We start from the raw sequence: 22,732 nt of genomic DNA, 5'->3' as shown, positions 1-22,732 counted from the left end.
GACAAAGCTTAGTTGCCAGACTCGTTACAAAAAATGCGATGCTTGAACATAGTTTGTTTCTGAAAGTGGGCAAATCATGGATCGTCTCCAAGCAATGCGGGTCTTCGTCACCGTTGTCGACCTGGGCAGCCAGTCGGCCGCTGCTGACCACCTGGACCTCTCACGGCCGGTGGTTTCACGTTATCTGGCGGAGCTGGAAGATTGGGTCGGCGCCCGGTTGATGCACCGCACCACGCGCAAACTCAGCCTGACGGCTGCCGGCGGCGAGATCCTGCCCCGCTGTCGGCAGATGCTGGAGCTGTCCAACGATATGCAGGCTGCGGTGGGCGAGCCTGATGACGCGCCCCGCGGGCTGCTGCGCATCAGCGTCAGCACCTCCTTCGGCCAGTCACAACTGGCGGATGCCGTGGCCGACTACGTCAAGCGTTATCCCGGAGTGAGCATCGACCTGCAGATGCTCGATCGCACGGTGAATCTGGTGGATGAGCGCATCGACCTGGCGATCCGTACCAGCAACGACCTGGACCCGAACCTGATCGCCCGACGCCTGACCGTCTGTCGCTCGGTGATCTGCGCCTCACCGGCCTACCTGCAGGAACACCCGGCACCACGCAGGGTCGAGGAGTTGAGCCAGCACAACTGCCTGACCCACTCCTACTTCGGCAAGAGCCTGTGGCATTTCGAACAAGACGGCGAGCAGGTGTCGGTACCGGTACAGGGCAATATCAGCGCCAACGAAGCCAGTACCCTGTTGCGCACGACAGTAGCCGGCGCCGGCATCGCCATGCTGCCCAGCTACCAGGCCGGGGAGTACATCAAGCGTGGGGAACTGGTGCGCCTGCTGGCCAATGCCGAACCCCGCAGGATGAACATGTACGCGGTCTACGCCTCGCGCAAGCACATGCCGGCGACCTTGCGCAGCATGCTGGATTTCCTGGTGCTCAGGTTTCCCCAGGAACCACTCTGGGATGCGGGGCTGTAGACAACAGAAGAAGTGCTCAACACTTCGATCCACCGGCTGAATACCAGGCCAAACAGGCTGGACGGTAGCCTGGCAAGCCCCCGCAACTGACCTATGCTGATATCAATCCCCCTGAAAACGCAGGGGGATTGATTCAGAGGTCGTTGCCATGAACGTCAAGACAAGAAGGTACCTGGCCATTTTCATGACCTGCACCATGACCCTGGCGCTATACGGTACCGCCGCTTATCGCGTCGAGCAGGCCCGCATGCAACAGCGTACCTACGCCAGTTGCAACCTGGAGCGCTGCATTCCCCACAACGCCACCTTGAATGCCCTCAGGTGAGCGGCAACGCCCCGGCGTCCCCTGCCTGATCGGCCTTGAGCCTGTCGCGGAACACCTTGGGCGAAACCCCCTCGCGGCGTCGGAACAGCCGGGTGAAATTGGTGGGATCGGAAAAACCCAGGTCATCGGAAATCTCGTAGATGGTCATCCCGGTGTAGGTCAGCAGGCGCTTGGCCTCCAGCAGCTGGCGCTCGTGCATGATCTGCAGCGCCGGTTGCCCGGCCAGCTCGCGGCAGGTGCCGTTGAGGTGCGACACCGAGATGCCTAGCTTGTGAGCCAGGTCCTCGACCTTCACATGCTCGCGGTAGTGGGCCTCCACCAATTGGATAAAACCGTTGAAATACTCCCGGGCCCGCTGGGGACGCTGACTGGAACTGCTGCGCTGCAGTGCCTGGCGACCGACCCAGACCACAATCATGCTCACCAGGGCGTGCATGAGCATTTCCCGAGCCGGTTGCTGCCCCTGATATTCATTCTGCAAGGCACTGAACAAACCGTTCAGGTACTGCGCATCCTCCCGGGCCGGGTAGCTGCCAGAGGTGGCCAGGGTATTTTCCGAGCGCCCCAACTGAGCTTGCATATGGCTCAACAGCGGCGCCGCCAGAGTCACGACATAACCTTCGACATCCTCGGAAAAACGAAAGCCATGGACCGATAACGGCGGCAACACCTGGATCACCGGTTCGTCCAGCAGGGTCCGCTGGCCTTCGACCTCCAATTCGGCCTGCCCTCGGAAGACGAACAGCAACTGGCAGAGGTCGGCATGCCGATGGGGTTTGATTTCCCACTGGTGCTCACGACTGCGTTGACTGATGGACTCGCAATGGAGCAGATCCGGAGTGGGCCACTCCAGACTCTCGCCATAGAGTTTGAACACGGGAATGGCAGCAAGGGCAGGCTTGTTCATCACTACAGTCCAGGCCTCAGAGGTAACGGGGGGAGAATTGCACCGCTGGAAAAAATGCTCGGGGCACCGCCAGGTTTCATCGAACCATTGACGGGTTCAGCCAGGAAAAACACAAGCACCGGCGACACAAATAAACATTCGTACAGTCAAGATTCAGGGAGCCGGAACCGAACCCACACTATACAGAATGCGTCCCATTACACATCAATGCCAAGTGCCACAAACCTTTTCGAAAGTAGTGAATCCAAGATTTTTTGGCACAACGCCACGGCTTGAAGAACCTTCATGAAAAAACGCCTTGACCGTTCTTGTGGCGCTATCCGATAGCTCCCTATCGAGTACACTGACGCCCATTCCCGCCAGCCTTGCCGCTACGGATCAATCACTGCCCGCAGGTTTTTTCGTGACCCACTTCCAACAACCTGGCCCGCCCAAACCGGCCATCCGCAGCGTGCTGATCGCCCTGATGCTGGCGATCTTTCTCGGTGCTCTGGACCAGACCATTGTCGCGGTCTCCATGCCGGCCATTTCCGCTCAATTCAAGGATGTCAGCCTGTTGGCCTGGGTCATCTCCGGCTACATGGTGGCAATGACCGTGGCTGTGCCTATCTACGGCAAGCTCGGCGATCTGTATGGCCGACGTCGGCTGATGCTGTTCGGCATGGGATTGTTCACCCTGGCCTCGCTGTTCTGCGGCCTGGCCCAGAACATGGAACAACTGGTGCTGGCGCGGATCTTCCAGGGCATCGGCGCCGGCGGCATGATCTCGGTGAGCCAGGCCATCATCGGCGACATAGTCCCGCCCAGGGAGCGCGGCCGCTATCAGGGCTACTTCAGCAGCATGTACGCAGTGGCCAGTGTCGCCGGCCCGGTGCTGGGCGGCTACATGACCGAATTTCTCTCGTGGCGCTGGGTATTCCTGATCAACCTGCCCCTGGGGCTGGGTGCCTGGTGGGTGGCCCACCGCACCCTGGTGGGGCTGCCGGTGCCCCAGCGCAAGCCGATCATCGACTACCTCGGCACTCTGTTGCTGATCATCGGCCTGAGCGCCCTGCTGCTGGGCATCACCCAAGTGGGCCAGGGCCACTCCTGGCGCAGCGCCGAAGTGCTCGACCTGCTGGCCATCGCCAGCATCGTCCTGGCCCTGTTCGTCTGGCATGAGCGCCGGGCCCGGGAGCCCCTGCTGCCGATGCATCTGTTTGCCAACCGCAATGCGCTACTGTGCTGGTGCACGATTTTCTTCACCAGTTTCCAGGCCATCTCGCTGATCGTGCTGATGCCCCTGCGCTTCCAAAGCATCACCGGAGCCGGGGCCGACAGTGCCGCCCTGCACCTGCTGCCACTGGCCATGGGTCTGCCCATGGGCGCCTATTGCGCCGGACGCCTGACCTCGGTGACCGGGCGCTACAAGCCGATGATCCTGGGTGGCGCGCTATTGATGCCGGTGTCGATTCTCGGCATGGCCCTGGTGCCGCCCCAGGAGGTATTGCTGAGCAGCCTGTTCATGTTGCTCTGCGGGATTGCCGGCGGCATGCAGTTCCCTACCTCCCTGGTGGGCACCCAGAACTCGGTGGAGCAACGGGATATCGGGGTCGCCACCAGCACCACCAACCTGTTTCGCGCCCTGGGCGGCGCGGTGGGGGTGGCGCTGATGTCGGCATTGCTGCTGGCCTTGCTGCAGGATTCCAGCCTGGCCCATCTGAGTGGCACCGGACTGATGAGCGAGGGACACTCCGGCAATGCTTTGCTGGAAGGCCTGAACGCCGCACCTGGACCCGCGCGCGACGCATTGCGCAACGAGTTGCTGCTGACCTTCCGACATCTGCTGCTGGTCAGTGCCGCGGTCTCCCTGCTGGGGCTGGCTGCGGCGATTGCCATGCCCAATCACCTGCTACGGGGCCGTGAAGACAAGGCGCGTTAATCCTGATGCTGGCAAGGGCCAGCGTTCAGGACTCAGGGCTGTAGTACCCCACGGCAACCAGCAGATTCCCGACCTTGCGCAAATAGGCATGCTTGTCCTCGATCTTGCCAGTCACCGGGTTCTTCCAGCGGTATTCGTATTCCCCCTGATCCTGGCCTGCCATCAGCGCCAGGATCGGTTCCCCCACCGGTTTGCCCTCCGGATCCTTGATCTTGCCGAAGTCGGTGTTGAGCAGGCGCAAGTTGGTGCCGTGAGCCAGATAGCGGTGGCTGTCGAGGTCCACCACGAACACATAGAGATCGTCTTCGAGAAATCCGCCCCGCAAGTCATTGATGGCTTTGAGCGTACCCGGCCGATCGCTGCCCAAGGCCGTGGCCGCTCGCTCCAGCAGCGCCTTGGCCTGCTCGGCCGAGGCCCGAGGCAGGTAATACCCCACCGCCAGGATACGTTCGCCGATACGCTGGAAGTACACATGCTTGCGCTCGATCTTGCCGTCAGCCCAGTTCTGCCAGCGGTACTCGGCTTGCTGGATGCCATTGGCCTCGGGAATCTTCAGGGCGTCCTTGAACGCCTTGCGCAGATCCGGCCCCAGGGCCTCGGAGACATCTCGACCAATCAGTGCCGAAGAAGGACCGCCACTGGCCAGCATCACGCCCCGGGTGTCCACCACGAACACATAACGATCGCGGTCGACGAACTCACCCTGACGGCTGAAGGCCGCAAATGCCTTGTCACCCTGGTCGTGGTAATAGCGCAGGGCCTTTTCCAGCAGCGCCCGGGCCGCCACACCATCATCGGCCGCCGGTACCGCCGCATGCAGCGGCCCCATGCACAGCAACAACAACCATCCCAGCCAGGTGTTTTTCTGCAACAGCCTCATCGCTCGCTCCTCGTTCCTGATGGCGTTTGAAGAGCGTAGACGGCTGCGGGATATGAGTGAATATTCAGCGCACTTTGGCCAAACAGTGCCCACCCACGCCATGCGCGGGTGGGCCTGACCCTTCAAGGACGGGTATTGATCTGCTGCTGCAGGTTCTGGATCTGGCTTTGCAGGGTATTGATGTTGCGGGTGACCTGGCCACGGAACGCATCGAACTCGGCCGTGCTGGCTCCGTTCTGGGCGGCGGCGGGACGATTGTCCTGCTCACTCTTGAGCACCACCAGCTCCTGCTCCAGGCGCTCGATGGCGGCGCTCGGGTTGCCCTGTTTTTTCAACACCGCAAGGTCGGCGCTCAGGCTCTTGAGCTGGGTATCGACCTTGCCGGCGTCCGCCTGGGCACCTTTCAGGCTCGCCAGTTCGGCGCTCAGGGCTTTCACCTGGGTTTGCAACTGGACGTTGGCCGCCTGCTGCTCGGCAGTCTGGGCACTCATCTGCGCCAGGCGCTTGTCCAGGTCCGTGGCCTGTCCCGCCACGCCCTGCTGTTGTCGGCTCTGATCCTGCAGCCGGCTTTCCAACTGTTTGATCTGCAGCTTCAAGGCTTCGCTGTCGGTGGTGACATTGGTCTGGCTGGCCACCACCTTGCCGGAGATGTCCTGCAGACGACCGGCGGCCTCTTCACTGATCCTGGCGAAGCTTTCCTGGGTCGCCACCAGTTGCTGCTCCATCAGCGAGATCTGCTGGAAGCTCCACCAGGCAAGGCCGATGAAGGCAAAGAACAACGCTCCCACCAATGCCCACAATGGACCGGTACTGGGCCCCTTGGCCTTGACCGTCGGAACGCTGCGCGAATGCACGGTGGTGCGCTCACGGGCAGCGCTGGTGGCAGGAAAGACATCGTCGTCGAGGGGATCGGCGCGCAGACTTGGAACGTCATCGAAGTCATCGTGTGCATCGTTACGCATGGGGCAACCTTTGTGAATCGCGGTGATGGCTGAATGCGGCGAGTATAAACCGCTAATCCACCCGACCAATGGACCGGCCCGGGCAAACCGGGTTCAGTCTTTGATTTCAGCTTATGTCCTGAGCCTTCCACCAGCTGCAGAACTCATCCAGAGCGGCCCACAAGCTGACCTTGGGCTCATAGCCGAGGTAATGCCGGGCCCGACTGATATCGAGGGTGAAGTTCTTGTTCATGACCTGCATTCCCAGGCGCGACAAGGTCGGCTCCGGACGGCCCGGCCAGAGCTTGCAGAAACCCTCGTTAAGCGCCGCCACGCTGTAGGCCAGACCAAAGGAGCGATAGCGGGTGACTTGCGGGACCTGCATCTGGCGCATCACATAGTTGACCACGTCCCACAGCGGCACCGGTGCACCGTTGCTGATGTTGTAGACCTTGCCCAGGGCCGAGCCACTGGCGTGCAAGCTGCTGAACAGGGCCTCGTTGAGGTTGTGCACACTGGTGAAGTCGACCTTGTTCAGACCATTGCCGACGATGGCCAGGCGACCTTTGCGCTGCATCTTCAGCAGCCGCGGGAAAATACTCATGTCGCCGGCACCGGTGACAAAACGCGGCCGCAGCGCAATGACCTCCAGCCCGAACTCCTGGGCACCGAAGACCTTCTGCTCGGCCAGGTACTTGGTGGCTGCGTAGGGGTGCCTGAAACGCTTGGGCACTTGCTCTTCGGTCAGCCCCAAATGATCACGGCCATCGAAATAGATCGACGGCGAGGACAGGTGCACCAGGCGCTGGACCCGCTGCTTGAGGCAGGCTTCAACCACATTCTCAGTGACCAGCACGTTGCCCTGATGGAAATCCTGATAACGCCCCCACAAGCCCACCGCACCGGCGCAGTGCACCACGGTATCGACATCGCGACAGAGTTCGCGCACCAGGCCAGCATCGTTCAAGTCGCCCTGGACGAACTCGGCGCCACGGCGCACCAGGTGATCCACCGCTTCGGCCCGACGGCCGTTGACCCGGACCTCCAGGCCCTGCTCAAGGGCAAAACGAGCAAAGCGCCCGCCGATGAAGCCGCTTGCGCCGGTAACCAGAATTTTCATGAATATTCCTAAACAAAGCAGTGACGAGCCACGAACTACAAGCCGCAGATTGAAAATCGAAGCCCAAGCTGTGCACTCGCAGCTTGTCGCTTGACGCTCATGGCTGCTTCCAAGGCACCAACCATTGTGCAGATAAACGTGCCAGGTGCTCGGTCAACAAGCCCAGCAATTGTCCGCCGTTGCGCCAATGATGCCAGTACAGCGGCACATCGATGGGTTTATCCGGTAAAAGCTCCACCAGCAAGCCTCGCTGCAGCTGCTCGCGAACCTGCAGTTCGGGCACCAGCCCCCAGCCCAGACCGGCTTCGGTAAGGCGGATGAAGCCTTCGGAAGACGGGCACAAATGATGCTCGAAACCGCCATCGACACCCAGAGACGCCAGGTAGCGATGCTGCAGGAAATCGTCAGGGCCGAACACCAACGCCGGGGTCCGAGCCACCTGCTCGGCACGTACGCCCTGGGGAAAATGCCGGGCGATGAACGCCGGGCTGGCCAGGGCACGGTAACGCATGGCGCCCAGTAGCAGACTGCGGGCCCCGGCTACCGGACGCTCACTGGCGCAGACACAAGCCGCCACTTCGCCAGCGCGCATGCGCTTGAGGCCCACCGTCTGGTCCTCCACCACCAGGTCCAGGAGCAAGTGATGTTCGGCGCAGAAGTCAGACACCGCTTCGGCCCACCAGGTGGCCAGGCTGTCGGCATTGAGGGCGATGCGCAGGCGTTCCGGCAAGCCTTCTTCGTCCAGGGCCGGCACCAGGCTTTGCAGGTCCCGCTCCAGAAGGCGTACCTGCTGCACATGGTTGAGCAGGCGGCGACCGATTTCCGTGGGCGAAGGTGGCGTCACCCGCACCAGCACCGGCTGCCCGACCCGGGCTTCCAGCAGTTTGATGCGCTGGGAAATCGCCGACTGCGACAATCCCAGCACCTGGGCCGCCCGTTCGAATCCTGCCTGTTCGATCACCGCGGCCAGGGCAGAGAGCAACTTGTAGTCGAACATCAGTTTTCCTAATGAGTGATCAGCACTATTGGTTTTTCTTATACCGCCTGAAGCGAGAAAATAGCCAGCGTACAGCCTCTGTAATGCTTCTTCGCTCAAGGATTTTGTTCATGGCCGGTGAAACCTCCCTCGCTACCCTGCTGCGCAGCATGAGCCCGCAGCTCAACGACGGCGAGTACGTGTTCTGCTCCCTCACTGACCCCAGCCTGCTGCAGGACTGCGAAGTGCTGGGCAGCTTTCGCGAACGCGAGGGATTGACGGTCATCGTCCAGCGCCAACAGGCCGAGCGCCTGGGGCTGGCCTTCGATTACGTGGCTGCCTGGATCACCCTCAACGTCCATTCGGCCCTGGAAGCCGTGGGCCTGACAGCGGCCTTCGCCGGCGCCCTGGGCCGGGCCGGGATCAGCTGCAACGTGATCGCCGGCTATTACCACGACCACCTGTTTGTCGGTCAGGCGGATGCCCGGCGAGCCATGCAGGTTCTGCAAAAACTGGCCGCCGGCGAGGAGCAATAATCATGTGGCAAAGCTATGTAAACGGTCTCTTGGTGGCCGCCGGCCTGATCATGGCCATCGGTACACAAAACGCCTTCGTCCTGGCTCAGAGCCTGCGCCGTGAGCACCACTTGCCAGTGGCGGCACTGTGCGTGACCTGCGATGCCCTGTTGGTGGCGGCCGGCGTGTTCGGCCTGGCCACCGTCCTGACCCAGAGCCCGATGCTACTGGCAGTGGCGCGCTGGGGCGGCGCGGCGTTCCTGATCTGGTACGGCGCCCAGGCCCTGCGCCGGGCCTGCTCGAAACAAAGCCTGCAACAGGGCGAAGGCCAGACCGTGCGTTCGCTCCGGGCGGTCATGCTCAGTGCCCTGGCGGTCACCCTGCTCAATCCCCACGTCTACCTGGATACCGTGCTGCTGATCGGTTCACTGGGGGCACAACAAACCGAGCCCGGCGCTTACGTGGTGGGGGCCGCCAGCGCTTCATTGCTGTGGTTCTTTACCTTGGCCCTGGGCGCCGCCTGGCTGGCTCCGTGGCTGGCTCGCCCCAGTACCTGGAGGATTCTCGACCTGCTGGTGGCGGTGATGATGTTCAGCGTGGCGTTCCAACTGATCAGTGCTGCGTGACTTATTCCAAAAGGCTCTGGAACCTCTATCCCACACAGTTGTTGCGTGGTTAAGCCGCACCCCCGGTGCTATGATCCGAACCCTGCGCCGCAAAGAGTACAAACTCCCCGGCGCTTGTCTGGCCGCCCGTGATCGGCCTTGCGCTCACCGCAACTGACCTGATTAGGAGAATCATCATGGCTTTCGAATTGCCGCCGCTGCCCTATGCACACGACGCCCTGCAGCCGCACATTTCCAAGGAAACCCTGGAATACCACCACGACAAGCACCACAACACCTATGTCGTGAACCTGAACAACCTGGTGCCAGGCACCGAGTTCGAAGGCAAGACTCTGGAACAGATCGTCAAAACCTCTTCGGGCGGCATCTTCAACAACGCAGCCCAGGTCTGGAACCACACTTTCTACTGGAACTGCCTGGCGCCAAACGCCGGCGGCCAACCTACCGGCGCCCTGGCTGAAGCCATCAACGCTGCGTTCGGTTCGTTCGACAAGTTCAAAGAAGAATTCACCAAGACTTCGGTTGGCACCTTCGGCTCCGGATGGGGCTGGCTGGTGAAGAAGGCTGACGGTTCCCTGGCCCTGGCCAGCACCATCGGCGCCGGCAACCCGCTGACCAGCGGCGACACTCCGCTGCTGACCTGCGACGTCTGGGAACACGCCTACTACATCGACTACCGCAACGTTCGTCCTAAATACGTCGAAGCGTTCTGGAACCTGGTCAACTGGAAATTCGTGGCTGAGCAGTTCGAAGGCAAGAACTTCGTCGCTTAAGTCCGTTTGCAGTGCAAAAAACCCGGCCTGGCCGGGTTTTTTTTGGCCTCTGACAAAGCCGGCATCTTGTCCCGCCCAACCGAGGCGCTAAGATTGATCTGATGTAAAAATCAACGCCGCCCCTCAAGTTGCAAGGCGTCGCTACCGACACACTATCCACAGCAAGAGCAATCCTGAATCTGATCACCCGGGCCTGGCCCGCAGACGTCCTGTACTCGGCATTAATGTCACTTTGACGGCCAACACGGGATTGCCAATACTCATGGCAACTTGACGCTACACGCACGGAACAAGGAATAGCCCTTTGAAGCTGGAACTCAAAAACAGCTTGTCGGTGAAGTTGCTCCGGGTTGTGCTGCTGTCGGCACTCATAGTGGGCGTAGTCCTGAGCTGCGCCCAGATCGTCTTCGATGCCTACAAGACTCGGCAGGCGGTTGCTAACGATGCCCAGCGCATTCTCGACATGTTTCGCGACCCATCGACACAGGCGGTCTACAGCCTGGACCGGGAAATGGGCATGCAAGTCATTGAAGGCCTGTTCCAGGATGATGCGGTGCGCATGGCCTCCATTGGCCACCCCAACGAAACCATGCTCGCGGAAAAGTCCCGCGATCTGCAGCACTCCTCCAGTCGCTGGCTCACTGACCTGATTCTTGGCCAGGAACGCACCTTCACCACCCAATTGGTGGGCCGCGGTCCCTACAGCGAGTATTACGGCGACCTGAGCATCACCCTCGACACCGCCACCTATGGCCAGGACTTCATCATCAGTTCGGTGATCATCTTCATCTCTGGAGTCCTGCGCGCCCTGGCCATGGGCCTGGTGCTGTACCTGGTCTATCACTGGTTGCTGACCAAACCGCTGTCGCGAATCATCGAGCACCTGACCACCATCAACCCCGATCGTCCCAGCGAACACCAGTTACCGCTGCTCAAGGGTCACGAAAAAAACGAACTGGGAGTCTGGATCAACACCGCCAACCAGTTGCTGGCTTCCATCGAGCGCAATACCCACTTGCGCCACGAAGCGGAAAACAGCCTGCTGCGCATGGCCCAGTACGACTTCCTGACCGGCCTGCCGAACCGCCAGCAACTGCAGCAGCAACTGGACAAGATCCTGGTGGACGCCGGGCGCCTGCAACGCCGAGTTGCAGTGCTCTGCGTCGGCCTCGACGACTTCAAGGGCATCAACGAACAGTTCAGCTACCAGACCGGCGACCAACTGCTGCTGGCCCTGGCCGATCGCCTGCGCGGCCACAGCGGCCGCCTCGGTGCCCTGGCTCGCCTGGGGGGCGATCAGTTCGCCCTGGTCCAGGCCGATATCGAACAACCCTATGAAGCCGCAGAACTGGCACAGAGCATCCTCGACGACCTGGAGGCTACCTTCGCCCTCGATCATCAGGAAATCCGCCTGCGCGCCACCATCGGCATCACCCTGTTCCCGGAAGACGGCGACAGCACGGAAAAACTCCTGCAAAAAGCCGAACAGACCATGACCCTGGCCAAGAGCCGGTCACGCAATCGCTATCAGTTCTATATCGCCAGCGTCGACAGCGAAATGCGCCGGCGCCGGGAACTGGAAAAGGACCTGCGCGACGCCCTGACCCGGGAGCAGTTCTTTCTCGTCTATCAGCCACAGATCAGCTATCGCGACCACCGGGTGGTGGGTGTCGAGGCGCTGATTCGCTGGCAACACCCGGAACACGGCCTGGTGCCGCCGGACCTGTTCATTCCCCTGGCGGAGCAGAACGGCACCATCATCGCCATCGGCGAATGGGTGCTGGACCAGGCCTGCCGCCAACTGCGCGAATGGCACGACATGGGCTTCAGCGACCTGCGCATGGCGGTCAACCTGTCCACGGTGCAACTGCACCACGCCGAACTGCCACGGGTGGTCAACAACCTGCTGCAGATCTACCGCCTGCCACCTCGCAGCCTGGAGTTGGAAGTCACCGAAACCGGCCTGATGGAAGACATCAGCACGGCCGCCCAGCACCTGCTGAGTCTGCGACGCTCCGGGGCGCTGATCGCCATCGACGATTTCGGTACCGGTTATTCGTCCCTGAGCTACCTGAAAAGCCTGCCCCTGGACAAGATCAAGATCGACAAGAGCTTCGTCCAGGACCTGCTGGATGACGACGACGATGCGACCATCGTGCGTGCCATCATCCAGTTGGGCAAAAGCCTGGGCATGCAGGTGATTGCCGAGGGTGTGGAAACGGCCGAACAGGAGGCTTACATCATCTCCGAAGGCTGCCATGAAGGTCAGGGCTATCACTACAGCAAACCCCTGCCGGCGCGGGAGTTGAGCGCCTACCTGAAACAGGCGCAGCGCAGCAATGCGGCGATCCTTTGAAACGGGCGGTGCGCGGGGCCTCTTGACCCAGCGCAGTCCTCTGCTGAATAAGAAATATTTACAAGCACAGCCCTTTACACATAATGCAAATCTTTCGCATTATGTCGCAGCTTTTGCGCGCCCCCGCGCCGTCCACTCCCCTCTCGAAGCAGGATGTTCGCCATGATTCGTATGCCTCTGGCTACCGCCAGTCTGTTGGCCATCGCTATTTCCCTCGCCGGCTGCGGCGAAGGCAAAGACGACAAGGCTGCCGCTCAAGCGCCGACCCCGGCCACCAGCACAGCCACCCCAGCCACTGACGCTGCCGGCAAGGTCGACGAAGCCGCAGCCAAGGCTGTGGTCGCGCATTACGCCGACATGGTGTTCGCCGTTTACAGCGACTCCCAATCCACCGCGAAAACCCTGCAAACCGCCATCGATGCCTTCCTCGCCAAGCCCAACGACGAAACCCTGAAAGCCGCCAAGGCTGCCTGGGTCGCCGCTCGCGTGCCTTACCTGCAGAGCGAAGTGTTCCGCTTCGGCAACACCATCATCGATGACTGGGAAGGGCAGGTGAACGCCTGGCCACTGGACGAAGGCCTGATCGACTACGTCGACAAGAGCTACGAGCACGCACTGGGCAACCCGGGGGCCACCGCCAACATCATCGCCAACACCGAGATCCAGGTCGGCGAAGACAAAGTTGACGTGAAAGATATCACCCCGGAAAAACTCGCCAGCCTGAACGAGCTGGGCGGTGCCGAGGCCAACGTCGCCACCGGCTACCATGCCATCGAGTTCCTGCTCTGGGGCCAGGACCTCAACGGCACCGGCCCTGGCGCTGGCGCTCGCCCTGCCTCCGACTACCTGGAAGGTGCCGGTGCCACCGGCGGCCACAACGAGCGTCGTCGCGCCTACCTGAAAGCCGTGACCCAACTGCTGGTCAACGACCTGGAAGAAATGGTCGGCAACTGGAAGCCGGACGTGGCCGACAACTACCGCGCCACCCTGGAAGCCGAACCGGCCGAAACCGGCCTGCGCAAGATGCTGTTCGGCATGGGCAGCCTGTCCCTGGGCGAACTGGCGGGCGAGCGGATGAAAGTTTCCCTGGAAGCCAACTCCCCTGAAGACGAGCAGGATTGCTTCAGCGACAACACCCACAACTCGCACTTCTACGATGCCAAGGGTATCCGCAACGTCTACCTGGGCGAGTACACCCGTGTCGACGGCAGCAAGATGACCGGTGCCAGCCTGTCTTCCCTGGTGGCCAAGGCCGACCCGGCTGCCGACGCCGCCCTGAAAGCCGATCTGGCGGCAACCGAAGCCAAGATCCAGGTCATGGTGGACCACGCCAACAAGGGTGAGCATTACGATCAACTGATCGCTGCGGGCAACGAGTCCGGCAACCAGATCGTGCGTGACGCCATCGCCGCCCTGGTGAAGCAGACCGGTTCGATCGAACAGGCTGCGGGCAAGCTGGGCATCAGCGACCTGAACCCGGACAACGCCGATCACGAGTTCTGATCAGCGCGGTTTCAGCAAAAAGGCGACCTGCGGGTCGCCTTTTTTGTGCCCGTGGTGCTGCGTTTCCTGCGTCTGAATGCTTCCCGGCAAGCTTGTCCTGGGTCAAACCAAACGATAATTCCTCTTATTCAATCCAGGCGGCCCTGTTAGACTTTGCGCCCTTGTTTTGCTCGTCTTGCAGGATGTCCGATGCCCCCGTCGCTGCTTCGCTGGTCCGCTCTACTCATGGCCTTGAGCCTGAGTGCCTGCGATGACGCTCCGCGCTTTACCCAGGCCGAACCGGGGGAAGCTCGAGCCGGCGGCGCGACGACGGTGAACAAGGCCGATCGCAATGCCTTTTCCCTGCCGTCGGCCAACCTGCCGCCGACCCGACGCCTGGACTTCAGTGTCGGCAACAGTTTTTTCCGTAACCCCTGGGTGATCGCCCCCTCAACCACCACTGCTCGTGACGGCCTCGGTCCACTGTTCAACACCAACGCCTGCCAGAACTGCCACGTCAAGGACGGCCGCGGCCATCCCCCCGCGCCGGATGCGCTGAACGCCGTGTCGATGCTGGTACGCCTGTCGATCCCGGATACCCCGGCCTACGCCAAGGTCATTGAGCAGGTCGGCGTGGTGCCGGAACCGGTGTATGGCGGCCAGTTGCAAGACATGGCGATTCCCGGAGTCGCCCCCGAGGGCCGCGTACGGGTCGAGTACGAGCCAGTGCCCGTGCGGTTCAAGGACGGCACCCAGGTGGAGTTGCGCAAGCCCAGGCTGCAGATCACCGACCTGGGCTACGGCCCAATGCACCCCGAGACGCAGTTCTCCGCCCGCGTGGCGCCGCCGATGATCGGCCTGGGGTTGCTGGAGGCCATTCCCGAAGCGGCAATCCTGGCCAACGCTCAGCCCGCCGCCGGCAACAAGGCCATTGCCGGACGACCCAACTGGGTCTGGGATGACGCTCAGCAAAAGACCGTACTCGGGCGTTTTGGCTGGAAAGCCGGCCAACCCAACCTCAATCAACAAAATGTTCACGCGTTTTCTGGTGATATGGGCCTGACCACTCGCCTGAGGCCTTTCGATGACTGCACCGACGCGCAAACCGCCTGCAAGCAGGCCCCCAACGGCAATGGCCCGGACGGTGAGCCGGAAGTCAGCGACAACATCCTGCGCCTGGTGCTGTTCTACACTCGCAACCTGGCGGTACCGGCGCGCCGCGATGTCGATTCGCCCCAGGTCCTGGCCGGCAAGAACCTGTTCTTCCAGGCCGGCTGCCAGTCCTGCCACACCCCAAGTTTCACCACCACGGCCAACGCCGCCGAACCCGAATTGGCCAATCAGGTGATACGCCCCTACAGCGATCTGCTGCTGCACGACATGGGGGAAGGCCTGGCGGACCACCGCACGGAGTTCAAGGCCAGTGGCCGCGACTGGCGCACCGCGCCCCTGTGGGGCATCGGCCTGACGGAAACCGTCAGTGGCCACACCCAGTTCCTGCATGACGGCCGCGCCCGCAACCTGATGGAAGCGGTGCTGTGGCATGGCGGCGAAGCCGAAGGCGCGAAGCAACAGGTTCTGGCGTTCAATGCCGAGCAGCGTGCCGCGTTGCTGGCCTTTCTGAATTCGCTATAAACACTCGACTCATCTGCTTTCTCCACAATAAAGGGAGCCCGAACATGTTCCGCCCCAAACTGCTGTTCACCAGCCTTGCCGCACTCGCCCTGGGCGCCTGCTCGCCCCAGGACCCACAAGCCGTGACCTCGGCCGCCATCGCCAAGCAGGTGATCCTGCCGACCTACAGCCGTTGGGTCGACGCCGACCGCCAGCTGGCCATCAGCGCCCTGGCCTTCTGTGAAGGCAAGGAAAGCCTGGACACCGCCCGCGCCGACTTCCTCCACGCACAAAAAGCCTGGGCCGAGCTGCAACCACTGCTGATCGGCCCGCTGGCCGAGGGCAACCGCGCCTGGCAGGTGCAGTTCTGGCCGGACAAGAAAAACCTGGTAGGCCGGCAGGTCGAGCAACTGGTCACCGCCAATCCGCAGATCGATGCCGCGGCGCTGGCCAAATCCAGTGTGGTAGTGCAAGGCCTGTCGGCCTACGAGTACATCCTCTTCGACAGCAAGATCGACATGGCCGACAACGCGCAGAAAGCCCGTTACTGCCCGCTGTTGACCGCCATCGGTGAACGTCAGAAACAACTGGCGGAGGAGATCCTGGCGGGCTGGAATACCAACGACGGCATGCTCGCGCAGATGAGCAAGTTCCCCAACCAGCGCTACGCCGACTCCCATGAAGCCATCGCTGACTTGCTGCGGGTCCAGGTCACTGCCCTGGATACCCTGAAGAAGAAGCTCGGCACACCGATGGGCCGCCAGACCAAGGGCATTCCCCAGCCGTTCCAGGCCGATGCCTGGCGCAGCCAGTCGTCCCTGCAAGGCCTGGAGGCCAGCCTCAGCGCTGCTCAGACGGTCTGGGCCGGAGTCGACAACAAGGGCCTGCGCGGCCTGTTGCCAGCCGATCAGAAGCCCTTGGCCGACAAGATCGACGCCGCCTACGCCGCCTCGCTGAAACTCTTCGCCAGCACCCAGCGCTCGCTGACCGAAATGCTCGGTGACGACGCTGGGCGCCAGCAGCTCAACGATCTGTACGACAGCCTCAACGTGGTCCACCGCCTGCACGAAGGCGAGCTGGCCAAGGCGCTGGGAATCCAACTGGGCTTCAACGCCAACGACGGTGACTGATGATGCTGCGACGTCAGGCTTTGGCACTGGGCAGCCTGCTGCTCAGTGCGGTGACCTTGGGCGGCTGGACGCTGTTCAAGCAAAAGGGCAAACAGCCCTTGCTGCTTTCGGCCAGGGACGATGGTGACGGCAAGCATTACGCCGTCGGTTATCAGCTGGACGGTAAACAGGTGTTTGCCACCCAGGTCGGCCAGCGTTGCCATGACATCATCAATCACCCGCAGTTACCGATCGCTCTGTTCGTGGCCCGGCGCCCGGGCACCGAGAGTTACCTGATCGACCTGCGCAACGGCGCACTGCTGCAGACCGTGACTTCGCAACCTGACAGGCACTTCTACGGTCACGCGGTGATCCACAAGGATGGCCAGTGGTTGTACGCCACCGAGAACGACACCCGAGACCCCGGCCGTGGCCTGCTCGGGGTGTATCGCTTCGAAGGCGAGCGCCTGGTGCACAGCGGTGAACTGTCCACCCACGGCATCGGCCCGCACCAGGTGTCGTGGATGCCCGACGGTGAAACCCTGGTGGTAGCCAATGGCGGCATCCGCACTGAAGCCGAAAGCCGGGTGGAGATGAACCTCGATGCCATGGAGCCGAGCCTGGTGCTGATGCAGCGCGACGGCACCCTGTTGAGCAAGGAAACCCTGGCCCAGCAGATGAACAGCGTGCGCCACATGGGCATCGCCAGCGACGGCACCATCGTCACCGGCCAGCAATTCATGGGCGCCGCCCACGAGCCTTCGGAACTTCTGGCAATCAAGCGTCCGGGCCAGCCCTTCGCGGCCTTCCCGGTGCCCGAACAGCAGTTGCAGGCCATGGGGCACTACACCGCCAGCGTCGCGGTGCACAGCGACCTGCGCCTGGTAGCCCTGACCGCCCCCCGGGGCAACCGCTTCTTCATCTGGGACCTGGACAGCGGCGCAGTGCGGGTCGATGCCCCCCTGCCAGACTGTGCCGGGGTCGGCGCCGTGGCCGACGGCTTCGTGGTGACCTCGGGACAAGGCCGCTGCCGCTTCTACGACTGTCGCCAGACACAGATTGTGGCAAAGCCGCTGGACCTGCCCGCAGGGCTCTGGGACAACCATCTGCATCTGATCTGAAGAACCCTCCCCGGCCTTGGTGCCGGGAGCTTCGCCGGACGACAGGACGCTCGTCTGGAACCCGCACGCGACTCGGAGTAATGTCTACCGGGCTTGTTTCCCGGGCTTTCCAAGGAAGCGGAATATGCTGCGTCGCCGCATGCTGTTCATGTTGGGTGTGGTCCTGTTGGTCGTGCTGTTGCTGGCCGGCTACAAGGCGTTTTCGATCTACAAGATGGTCCAGGTCTACTCGGCCCCCAAGCCGCCCATCAGCGTGGCGGTGGTTACCGCCGACGAGCGCCCCTGGCAAAGCCGGCTGCCCAGTGTCGGCAGCCTCAAGGCCCTGCAAGGGGTCAACCTCAGCCTGGAAGTCGCCGGTACGGTCAAGGACCTGCAATTCGAGTCCGGGCAGCAGGTCAAGGCCGGCCAGCCGTTGCTGACCCTGGACAGCGCGGTGGAAAGCGCCCTGCTGGAAACCGCCCAGGCCGACCTCGGCCTGGCCCAGCTGGACTTCGGACGCGGCAGCCAGCTGGTGGGCAGCCAGGCGATTTCCAAGGGCGAGTACGACCGGCTTTCGGCCCAGTTGCAAAAGAACAAGGCCACGGTCAACCAGCTCAAGGCCTCCCTGGCCAAGAAACGCATTCTCGCCCCCTTTGCGGGCACGATCGGCATCCGCCAGGTGGATGTCGGCGACTTCCTGGCCAGCGGCACGGTGATCGCCACCCTGCAGGACCTGAGCAGCCTGTACGTGGACTTCTATATCCCGGAACAATCGGTGCCCAAGATCCGCCTTGGACAGACCGTGCAGCTCAGCGTTGCGGCGTTTCCCGGGGAGTCGTTCCCCGGCAGCATCAGCGCCATCAACCCCAAGGTCGAGAACAGCACCCGCAACGTACTGGTACGCGCCACCCTGGCCAACCCCGAAGGCCGCTTGCTGCCGGGCATGTTCGCCGACCTGCAAGTATTGCTTCCCGACCCGCAGCTCAAGGTGGTGGTGCCGGAAAGCGCCCTCGCCTACACCCTCTACGGCAACTCGGTGTACGTGGTAACGCAGAAGAAAGCCGCCGACGGCAGCCTGGAGAAAGACCCCGAGGGCCGGCCGCTGCTGATCGCCGAGCGGCGCTTTGTCGACACCGGCGAGCATCGCGGCGGCCTGGTGATGATCAACAAAGGCGTGGCAAAGGGCGAACAGGTAGTCAGTGCCGGCCAGATCAAACTGGATAACGGCGCCCACATCAGCATCACCCCGGACAAGCTGCAAGCGGAACAGCCGAACAGCCAGCCCCGCGCCGACTGATCAAGGAATCCCCATGGCCTTTACCGATCCGTTCATTCGCCGCCCGGTACTCGCTACCGTGGTCAGCCTGCTGATTGTGCTGCTGGGATTCCAGGCCTGGAGCAAGCTGCCCCTGCGCCAGTACCCACAGATGGAGAACGCCCTGATCACGGTGACCACCGCCTACCCCGGGGCCAATGCCGAAACCATCCAGGGCTATATCACCCAGCCCATGCAGCAAAGCCTGGCCAGCGCCGAAGGCATCGACTACATGACCTCGGTGAGCCGGCAGAACTTCTCGGTGATCTCGATCTATGCCCGGATCGGTTCCAACAGCGACCGCCTGTTCACCGAACTGCTGGCCAAGGCCAACGAGGTCAAGAACAAGCTGCCCCAGCAAGCCGAAGACCCGGTGCTGAGCAAGGAGGCGGCCGACGCCTCGGCGCTGATGTACATCAGCTTCTCCAGCCCGCAACTGAACAACCCTCAGATCACCGACTACCTCTCACGAGTGATCCAGCCCAAGCTCGCGACCCTGCCGGGCATGGCCGAGGCGGAAATCCTCGGCAATCAGGTGTTCGCCATGCGTCTGTGGCTGGACCCGGTGAAGCTGGCGGCCTATGGCCTGGCTGCCAGCGACGTGAGCAACGCCGTGCGCCAGTACAACTTTCTGTCCGCCGCAGGCGAGGTCAAGGGCGAGTATGTCGTCACCAGTATCAATGCCAACACCGAGCTGAAATCCGCCGAGGCGTTCGCGGCTATCCCGTTGAAAACCGATGGCGACAGCCGGGTCCTGCTCAAGGACGTGGCGCGGGTGGAAATGGGGGCGGAAAACTACAACGCCATCAGCTCCTTCGGCGGTGTGCCCTCGGTCTACATCGGCATCAAGGCCACCCCCGGAGCCAACCCGCTGGACGTGATCAAGGAGGTGCGCAAGCTGCTCCCGGAACTGGAAGCGCAATTGCCCCCTACCCTCAAGTCGGACATTGCCTACGACGCCACACTGTTTATCCAGGCCTCCATCGACGAAGTGGTCAAGACCCTGTTCGAGGCGGTACTGATCGTGATTGTGGTGGTGTTCCTGTTCCTGGGCGCCTTGCGTTCGGTGGTGATCCCGGTAGTGACCATTCCACTGTCGATGATCGGCGTGATGTTCTTCATGCAGTTGATGGGCTACTCGATCAACCTGCTGACCTTGCTGGCCATGGTCCTGGCCATCGGGCTGGTGGTGGACGATGCAATCGTGGTGGTGGAGAACATTCATCGGCACATCGAAGAGGGCAAGACACCCTTGGACGCGGCCATCGAAGGTGCCCGGGAAATCGCCATGCCGGTGGTATCGATGACCATCACCCTGGCGGCGGTTTACGCCCCCATAGGTTTTCTCCAGGGACTCACCGGCGCCCTGTTCAAGGAGTTCGCCCTGACGCTGGCCGGGGCCGTGGTGATTTCCGGGATTGTCGCCCTGACCCTGTCACCGATGATGTGCGCACTGTTGCTGCGCCGCGACGAAAACCCCAGCGGCCTGTCCCATCGCCTGGACCGGATTTTCGACAGCCTCAAGCAGCGCTACCAGCGCCTGCTCCACGGCACCCTTGATACCCGTCCTGTCGTACTGGTCTTCGCGCTGATCGTGCTGTGCCTGATTCCCCTGCTGCTCAAGTTCACCAAGGCGGAGCTGGCACCGGACGAAGACCAGGGCATCATTTTCATGCTGGCCACGGCGCCGCAACCGGCCAACCTGGAATATCTCAATGCCTACACCGATGAGTTCCTGGCGATCTTCAAGGAGTTCCCGGAGTACTACTCCTCATTCCAGATCAACGGTTTCAACGGGGTGCAATCGGGGATCGGCGGCTTTCTGCTCAAGCCCTGGAACCAGCGTGAGCAAACCCAGATGCAGATCCTGCCCCAGGTCCAGGAAAAACTGGCGGGCATCGCCGGCCTGCAAGTCTTCGGCTTCAACCTGCCGGCCTTGCCTGGCACCGGCGAAGGCCTGCCCTTTGCTTTCGTGATCAATACTCCAAACGATTACGAATCCCTGTTGGACGTGGCCAACCGGGTGAAGAAACGCGCCATGGAGTCGGGGAAGTTCGCCTTTGTCGACATTGACCTGGCCTTCGACAAGCCCGAGGTGGTGGTCGACATCGATCGGGCCAAGGCAGCGCAAATGGGCGTTACCATGCAGGACCTGGGGGGCACGCTGGCGACCTTGCTCGGCGAAGCGGAAATCAACCGTTTCACCATCGACGGACGCAGCTACAAGGTGATCGCCCAAGTGGAGCGTGCCTATCGGGACAACCCTGACTGGCTGAATAACTACTACGTGAAGAACAGCAAAGGTGAGGCGTTGCCGCTGTCGACCCTGATCAAAGTCAGCGACCGCGCCCGCCCGCGGCAGTTGAACCAGTTCCAGCAGCTCAATGCCGCAACCATTTCCGGCGTGCCCGTGGTCAGCATGGGCGAAGCCATCGACACCATGCGCCAGATCGCTACGCAGGAGGCCCCCGCCGGCTATGCCTTCGACTACGCCAGCGCCGCCCGCCAGTACGTCCAGGAAGGCAGCGCGCTCTGGGTCACCTTCGGCCTGGCCCTGGCGATCATTTTCCTGGTGCTGGCGGCGCAATTCGAAAGCTTCCGCGACCCGGTGGTAATTCTGGTGACCGTGCCGCTGTCCATCTGCGGCGCTCTGATCCCACTGTTTCTCGGCTGGTCGAGCATGAACATCTATACCCAGGTCGGCCTGGTGACACTGATCGGTCTGATCAGCAAGCATGGGATTCTGATCGTTGAATTCGCCAACCAATTGCGCCGGGACCAGGGGCTCAGCCCCCGACAGGCGGTGGAGCAAGCTGCGTCCATTCGCCTGCGCCCGGTGCTGATGACCACAGCGGCGATGGTGTTCGGCATGGTGCCACTGATCCTGGCCAGCGGTGCCGGAGCAGTCAGTCGCTTCGATATCGGCACGGTGATCGCCACGGGCATGTCCATCGGCACCCTGTTCACTCTTTTCGTTCTGCCCTGCATCTACACCCTGCTGGCCAAGCCGGACGCCTGAACCCGGGACAAACAAAAGGCCTCGCAATGCGAGGCCTTCAGGTGGCGGTTTCAGGTCTTCAACTCTGGGGTTTCAACGCCTGGCTCATGCCAAACATGAACAGCAGCAGTTCATGATCCGGCTTGACCGCCACCGAGCTCTTGGCCACCCGTGGCAACGGGCAATGTTCACCCTGAGCGGCACTGAGAACCTGCGTTCGCGGCTGCTCCCAGACAACCATGGCCAAGGAAGCAACTGCCAAGGCTCCTGCCAGGAACAAACCTCGTGCAATTTCTAGCTTCATAGCTACAAACCTTTGATGGGGCTGCCAAACACCGTTCTATAAAAATAGTAGAGCTTTTGCCAGTCCGTGTCGTTCCACGACGAATGGCGGCGCAGTTGCTTGAGGTCATGGGCCGCCGCCCGACGGCTGCTCAGGCGCTGGCGACACTTCTCGAAATCCAGCAATGCAATCCTCACCTGGGCCTGCTCGCCCTCGCCCTCTATGCGCACGAAAACATGTTTGGAATACAGGCAGCCATGCTGCCAACGGCCCTTGTGCATACGCGCCAGGGTCTGCGCCACTGCCTGCAACACTCGCTCGTGCAGGACTTCGCCATGGCGCTCACGCTCACCTGCGGCATACCAGTTGTCGATTTCCACGAAGCCGTCGAGCGCAGCGGTCACCAGCAGCGCCTGCCACTGATGCTCGGGGCCGCGCCGGGCGCCGCAGAACACCAGCTCCGGCACCTCTACATCCAGCAGACGCAGGCCTTGCAGGGCATCACGCTC

General features: G+C 62.0%; 20 protein-coding genes. 13 read left to right on the top strand and 7 right to left on the bottom strand.

Annotation, left to right across the window (positions count from 1 at the left end; genetic code table 11):
- Positions 1 to 76 precede the first annotated feature (76 nt).
- Together BLX41_RS18685 and BLX41_RS33760 are read left to right on the top strand one after the other, a co-directional pair.
- A complete protein-coding gene (locus tag BLX41_RS18685) occupies positions 77 to 982 on the top strand; it encodes a LysR family transcriptional regulator (RefSeq protein WP_123726081.1) in 906 nt (301 codons plus the stop codon).
- Between the two features lie 148 nt (positions 983 to 1,130).
- Positions 1,131 to 1,307 carry a hypothetical protein gene (locus tag BLX41_RS33760; RefSeq protein ID WP_185073667.1) on the top strand — a complete coding sequence of 59 codons (177 nt, stop codon included), beginning with the start codon at positions 1,131 to 1,133 and terminating at the stop codon, positions 1,305 to 1,307.
- Here the strand turns inward: BLX41_RS33760 and BLX41_RS18680 are convergent.
- Positions 1,300 to 2,214 carry a helix-turn-helix domain-containing protein gene (locus BLX41_RS18680; RefSeq protein WP_123726080.1) on the bottom strand — a complete coding sequence of 305 codons (915 nt, stop codon included), beginning with the start codon at positions 2,212 to 2,214 and terminating at the stop codon, positions 1,300 to 1,302. The two genes, BLX41_RS33760 and BLX41_RS18680, sit on opposite strands and share 8 nt — an antisense overlap.
- A gap of 403 nt (positions 2,215 to 2,617) precedes the next feature.
- Between BLX41_RS18680 and BLX41_RS18675 the strand changes: the two genes are divergently transcribed.
- Positions 2,618 to 4,135: an MDR family MFS transporter gene (locus tag BLX41_RS18675; protein WP_123726079.1), complete on the top strand. Its 1,518-nt coding sequence runs from the start codon at positions 2,618 to 2,620 to the stop codon at positions 4,133 to 4,135.
- A 25-nt stretch (positions 4,136 to 4,160) separates the two neighbouring features.
- On the opposite strand, the gene BLX41_RS18670 is transcribed toward BLX41_RS18675, so the two are convergent.
- From BLX41_RS18670 to BLX41_RS18655, 4 genes are all read right to left on the bottom strand, one after another.
- The gene (locus BLX41_RS18670) at positions 4,161 to 5,015 is read right to left on the bottom strand and encodes a cache domain-containing protein (RefSeq protein ID WP_123726078.1); all 855 of its coding nucleotides are present in this window, start codon (positions 5,013 to 5,015) and stop codon (positions 4,161 to 4,163) included.
- Between the two features lie 122 nt (positions 5,016 to 5,137).
- Entirely contained in the window at positions 5,138 to 5,977 is an 840-nt protein-coding gene (locus BLX41_RS18665) for a coiled-coil domain-containing protein (protein WP_123726077.1), read from the bottom strand.
- Positions 5,978 to 6,083: 106 nt separating this feature from the next.
- Positions 6,084 to 7,076 carry an NAD-dependent epimerase/dehydratase family protein gene (locus tag BLX41_RS18660; protein WP_123726076.1) on the bottom strand — a complete coding sequence of 331 codons (993 nt, stop codon included), beginning with the start codon at positions 7,074 to 7,076 and terminating at the stop codon, positions 6,084 to 6,086.
- Between the two features lie 97 nt (positions 7,077 to 7,173).
- Positions 7,174 to 8,073: a LysR family transcriptional regulator ArgP gene (locus tag BLX41_RS18655; protein WP_123726075.1), complete on the bottom strand. Its 900-nt coding sequence runs from the start codon at positions 8,071 to 8,073 to the stop codon at positions 7,174 to 7,176.
- 110 nt (positions 8,074 to 8,183) lie between these two features.
- Between BLX41_RS18655 and BLX41_RS18650 the strand changes: the two genes are divergently transcribed.
- The 10 genes from BLX41_RS18650 to BLX41_RS18605 all read left to right on the top strand — a co-directional run bounded on the left by BLX41_RS18650 (position 8,184) and on the right by BLX41_RS18605 (position 21,961).
- The gene (locus tag BLX41_RS18650; RefSeq protein WP_123726074.1) at positions 8,184 to 8,588 is read left to right on the top strand and encodes an ACT domain-containing protein; all 405 of its coding nucleotides are present in this window, start codon (positions 8,184 to 8,186) and stop codon (positions 8,586 to 8,588) included.
- A 2-nt stretch (positions 8,589 to 8,590) separates the two neighbouring features.
- Positions 8,591 to 9,193: a LysE/ArgO family amino acid transporter gene (locus BLX41_RS18645; RefSeq protein WP_102880727.1), complete on the top strand. Its 603-nt coding sequence runs from the start codon at positions 8,591 to 8,593 to the stop codon at positions 9,191 to 9,193.
- Between the two features lie 176 nt (positions 9,194 to 9,369).
- Positions 9,370 to 9,966, top strand: coding sequence for a superoxide dismutase (locus BLX41_RS18640; RefSeq protein ID WP_123726073.1), 597 nt, complete (start codon positions 9,370 to 9,372; stop codon positions 9,964 to 9,966).
- A 304-nt stretch (positions 9,967 to 10,270) separates the two neighbouring features.
- Positions 10,271 to 12,322 (top strand): putative bifunctional diguanylate cyclase/phosphodiesterase, encoded by a 2,052-nt coding sequence (locus tag BLX41_RS18635; protein WP_123726072.1) that lies wholly within the window; start codon positions 10,271 to 10,273, stop codon positions 12,320 to 12,322.
- Positions 12,323 to 12,484: 162 nt separating this feature from the next.
- Complete coding sequence (locus tag BLX41_RS18630) at positions 12,485 to 13,825, top strand: imelysin family protein (RefSeq protein ID WP_123726071.1); 1,341 nt, start codon at positions 12,485 to 12,487, stop codon at positions 13,823 to 13,825.
- Between the two features lie 189 nt (positions 13,826 to 14,014).
- On the top strand, positions 14,015 to 15,439 hold the full coding sequence (locus BLX41_RS18625) for a di-heme oxidoreductase family protein (protein WP_123726070.1): 1,425 nt from the start codon (positions 14,015 to 14,017) through the stop codon (positions 15,437 to 15,439).
- A 44-nt stretch (positions 15,440 to 15,483) separates the two neighbouring features.
- Positions 15,484 to 16,548 (top strand): imelysin family protein, encoded by a 1,065-nt coding sequence (locus tag BLX41_RS18620; RefSeq protein ID WP_123726069.1) that lies wholly within the window; start codon positions 15,484 to 15,486, stop codon positions 16,546 to 16,548.
- A gap of 2 nt (positions 16,549 to 16,550) precedes the next feature.
- On the top strand, positions 16,551 to 17,648 hold the full coding sequence (locus BLX41_RS18615; RefSeq protein ID WP_123726248.1) for a DUF1513 domain-containing protein: 1,098 nt from the start codon (positions 16,551 to 16,553) through the stop codon (positions 17,646 to 17,648).
- A gap of 124 nt (positions 17,649 to 17,772) precedes the next feature.
- Positions 17,773 to 18,924, top strand: a complete 1,152-nt coding sequence (locus BLX41_RS18610; protein ID WP_123726068.1) for an efflux RND transporter periplasmic adaptor subunit — start codon at positions 17,773 to 17,775, stop codon at positions 18,922 to 18,924.
- 13 nt (positions 18,925 to 18,937) lie between these two features.
- Positions 18,938 to 21,961, top strand: a complete 3,024-nt coding sequence (locus BLX41_RS18605) for a multidrug efflux RND transporter permease subunit (RefSeq protein ID WP_123726067.1) — start codon at positions 18,938 to 18,940, stop codon at positions 21,959 to 21,961.
- Between the two features lie 58 nt (positions 21,962 to 22,019).
- Here BLX41_RS18605 and BLX41_RS18600 read toward each other — a convergent pair whose 3' ends face one another.
- Both BLX41_RS18600 and BLX41_RS18595 read right to left on the bottom strand, forming a co-directional pair.
- Positions 22,020 to 22,244 (bottom strand): hypothetical protein, encoded by a 225-nt coding sequence (locus BLX41_RS18600; RefSeq protein WP_102860499.1) that lies wholly within the window; start codon positions 22,242 to 22,244, stop codon positions 22,020 to 22,022.
- Between the two features lie 2 nt (positions 22,245 to 22,246).
- Positions 22,247 to 22,732 (bottom strand): lipopolysaccharide kinase InaA family protein (locus BLX41_RS18595; RefSeq protein ID WP_259745004.1); only part of this gene is annotated, 486 nt, incomplete at its 5' end.

This window comes from Pseudomonas protegens, assembly GCF_003732485.1.
In the GTDB taxonomy this organism is placed as follows: Bacteria; Pseudomonadota; Gammaproteobacteria; order Pseudomonadales; family Pseudomonadaceae; genus Aquipseudomonas; species Aquipseudomonas protegens_B.
The sequence above is the reverse complement of the archived record's forward strand: the minus strand, read 5'-3'. Positions and strand labels throughout refer to the sequence as shown.

Excerpts from the sequence above, each read along its gene's own strand:
- BLX41_RS18685 (WP_123726081.1), top strand. The coding sequence starts at position 77 with ATGGATCGTCTCCAAGCAATGCGGGTCTTCGTCACCGTTGTCGACCTG.
- BLX41_RS33760 (WP_185073667.1), top strand. The coding sequence starts at position 1,131 with ATGAACGTCAAGACAAGAAGGTACCTGGCCATTTTCATGACCTGCACC.
- BLX41_RS18680 (WP_123726080.1), bottom strand. The coding sequence starts at position 2,214 with ATGAACAAGCCTGCCCTTGCTGCCATTCCCGTGTTCAAACTCTATGGC.
- BLX41_RS18670 (WP_123726078.1), bottom strand. The coding sequence starts at position 5,015 with ATGAGGCTGTTGCAGAAAAACACCTGGCTGGGATGGTTGTTGTTGCTG.
- BLX41_RS18665 (WP_123726077.1), bottom strand. The coding sequence starts at position 5,977 with ATGCGTAACGATGCACACGATGACTTCGATGACGTTCCAAGTCTGCGC.
- BLX41_RS18660 (WP_123726076.1), bottom strand. The coding sequence starts at position 7,076 with ATGAAAATTCTGGTTACCGGCGCAAGCGGCTTCATCGGCGGGCGCTTT.
- BLX41_RS18655 (WP_123726075.1), bottom strand. The coding sequence starts at position 8,073 with ATGTTCGACTACAAGTTGCTCTCTGCCCTGGCCGCGGTGATCGAACAG.
- BLX41_RS18650 (WP_123726074.1), top strand. The coding sequence starts at position 8,184 with ATGGCCGGTGAAACCTCCCTCGCTACCCTGCTGCGCAGCATGAGCCCG.
- BLX41_RS18645 (WP_102880727.1), top strand. The coding sequence starts at position 8,591 with ATGTGGCAAAGCTATGTAAACGGTCTCTTGGTGGCCGCCGGCCTGATC.
- BLX41_RS18640 (WP_123726073.1), top strand. The coding sequence starts at position 9,370 with ATGGCTTTCGAATTGCCGCCGCTGCCCTATGCACACGACGCCCTGCAG.
- BLX41_RS18630 (WP_123726071.1), top strand. The coding sequence starts at position 12,485 with ATGATTCGTATGCCTCTGGCTACCGCCAGTCTGTTGGCCATCGCTATT.
- BLX41_RS18625 (WP_123726070.1), top strand. The coding sequence starts at position 14,015 with ATGCCCCCGTCGCTGCTTCGCTGGTCCGCTCTACTCATGGCCTTGAGC.
- BLX41_RS18620 (WP_123726069.1), top strand. The coding sequence starts at position 15,484 with ATGTTCCGCCCCAAACTGCTGTTCACCAGCCTTGCCGCACTCGCCCTG.
- BLX41_RS18615 (WP_123726248.1), top strand. The coding sequence starts at position 16,551 with ATGCTGCGACGTCAGGCTTTGGCACTGGGCAGCCTGCTGCTCAGTGCG.
- BLX41_RS18610 (WP_123726068.1), top strand. The coding sequence starts at position 17,773 with ATGCTGCGTCGCCGCATGCTGTTCATGTTGGGTGTGGTCCTGTTGGTC.
- BLX41_RS18605 (WP_123726067.1), top strand. The coding sequence starts at position 18,938 with ATGGCCTTTACCGATCCGTTCATTCGCCGCCCGGTACTCGCTACCGTG.
- BLX41_RS18600 (WP_102860499.1), bottom strand. The coding sequence starts at position 22,244 with ATGAAGCTAGAAATTGCACGAGGTTTGTTCCTGGCAGGAGCCTTGGCA.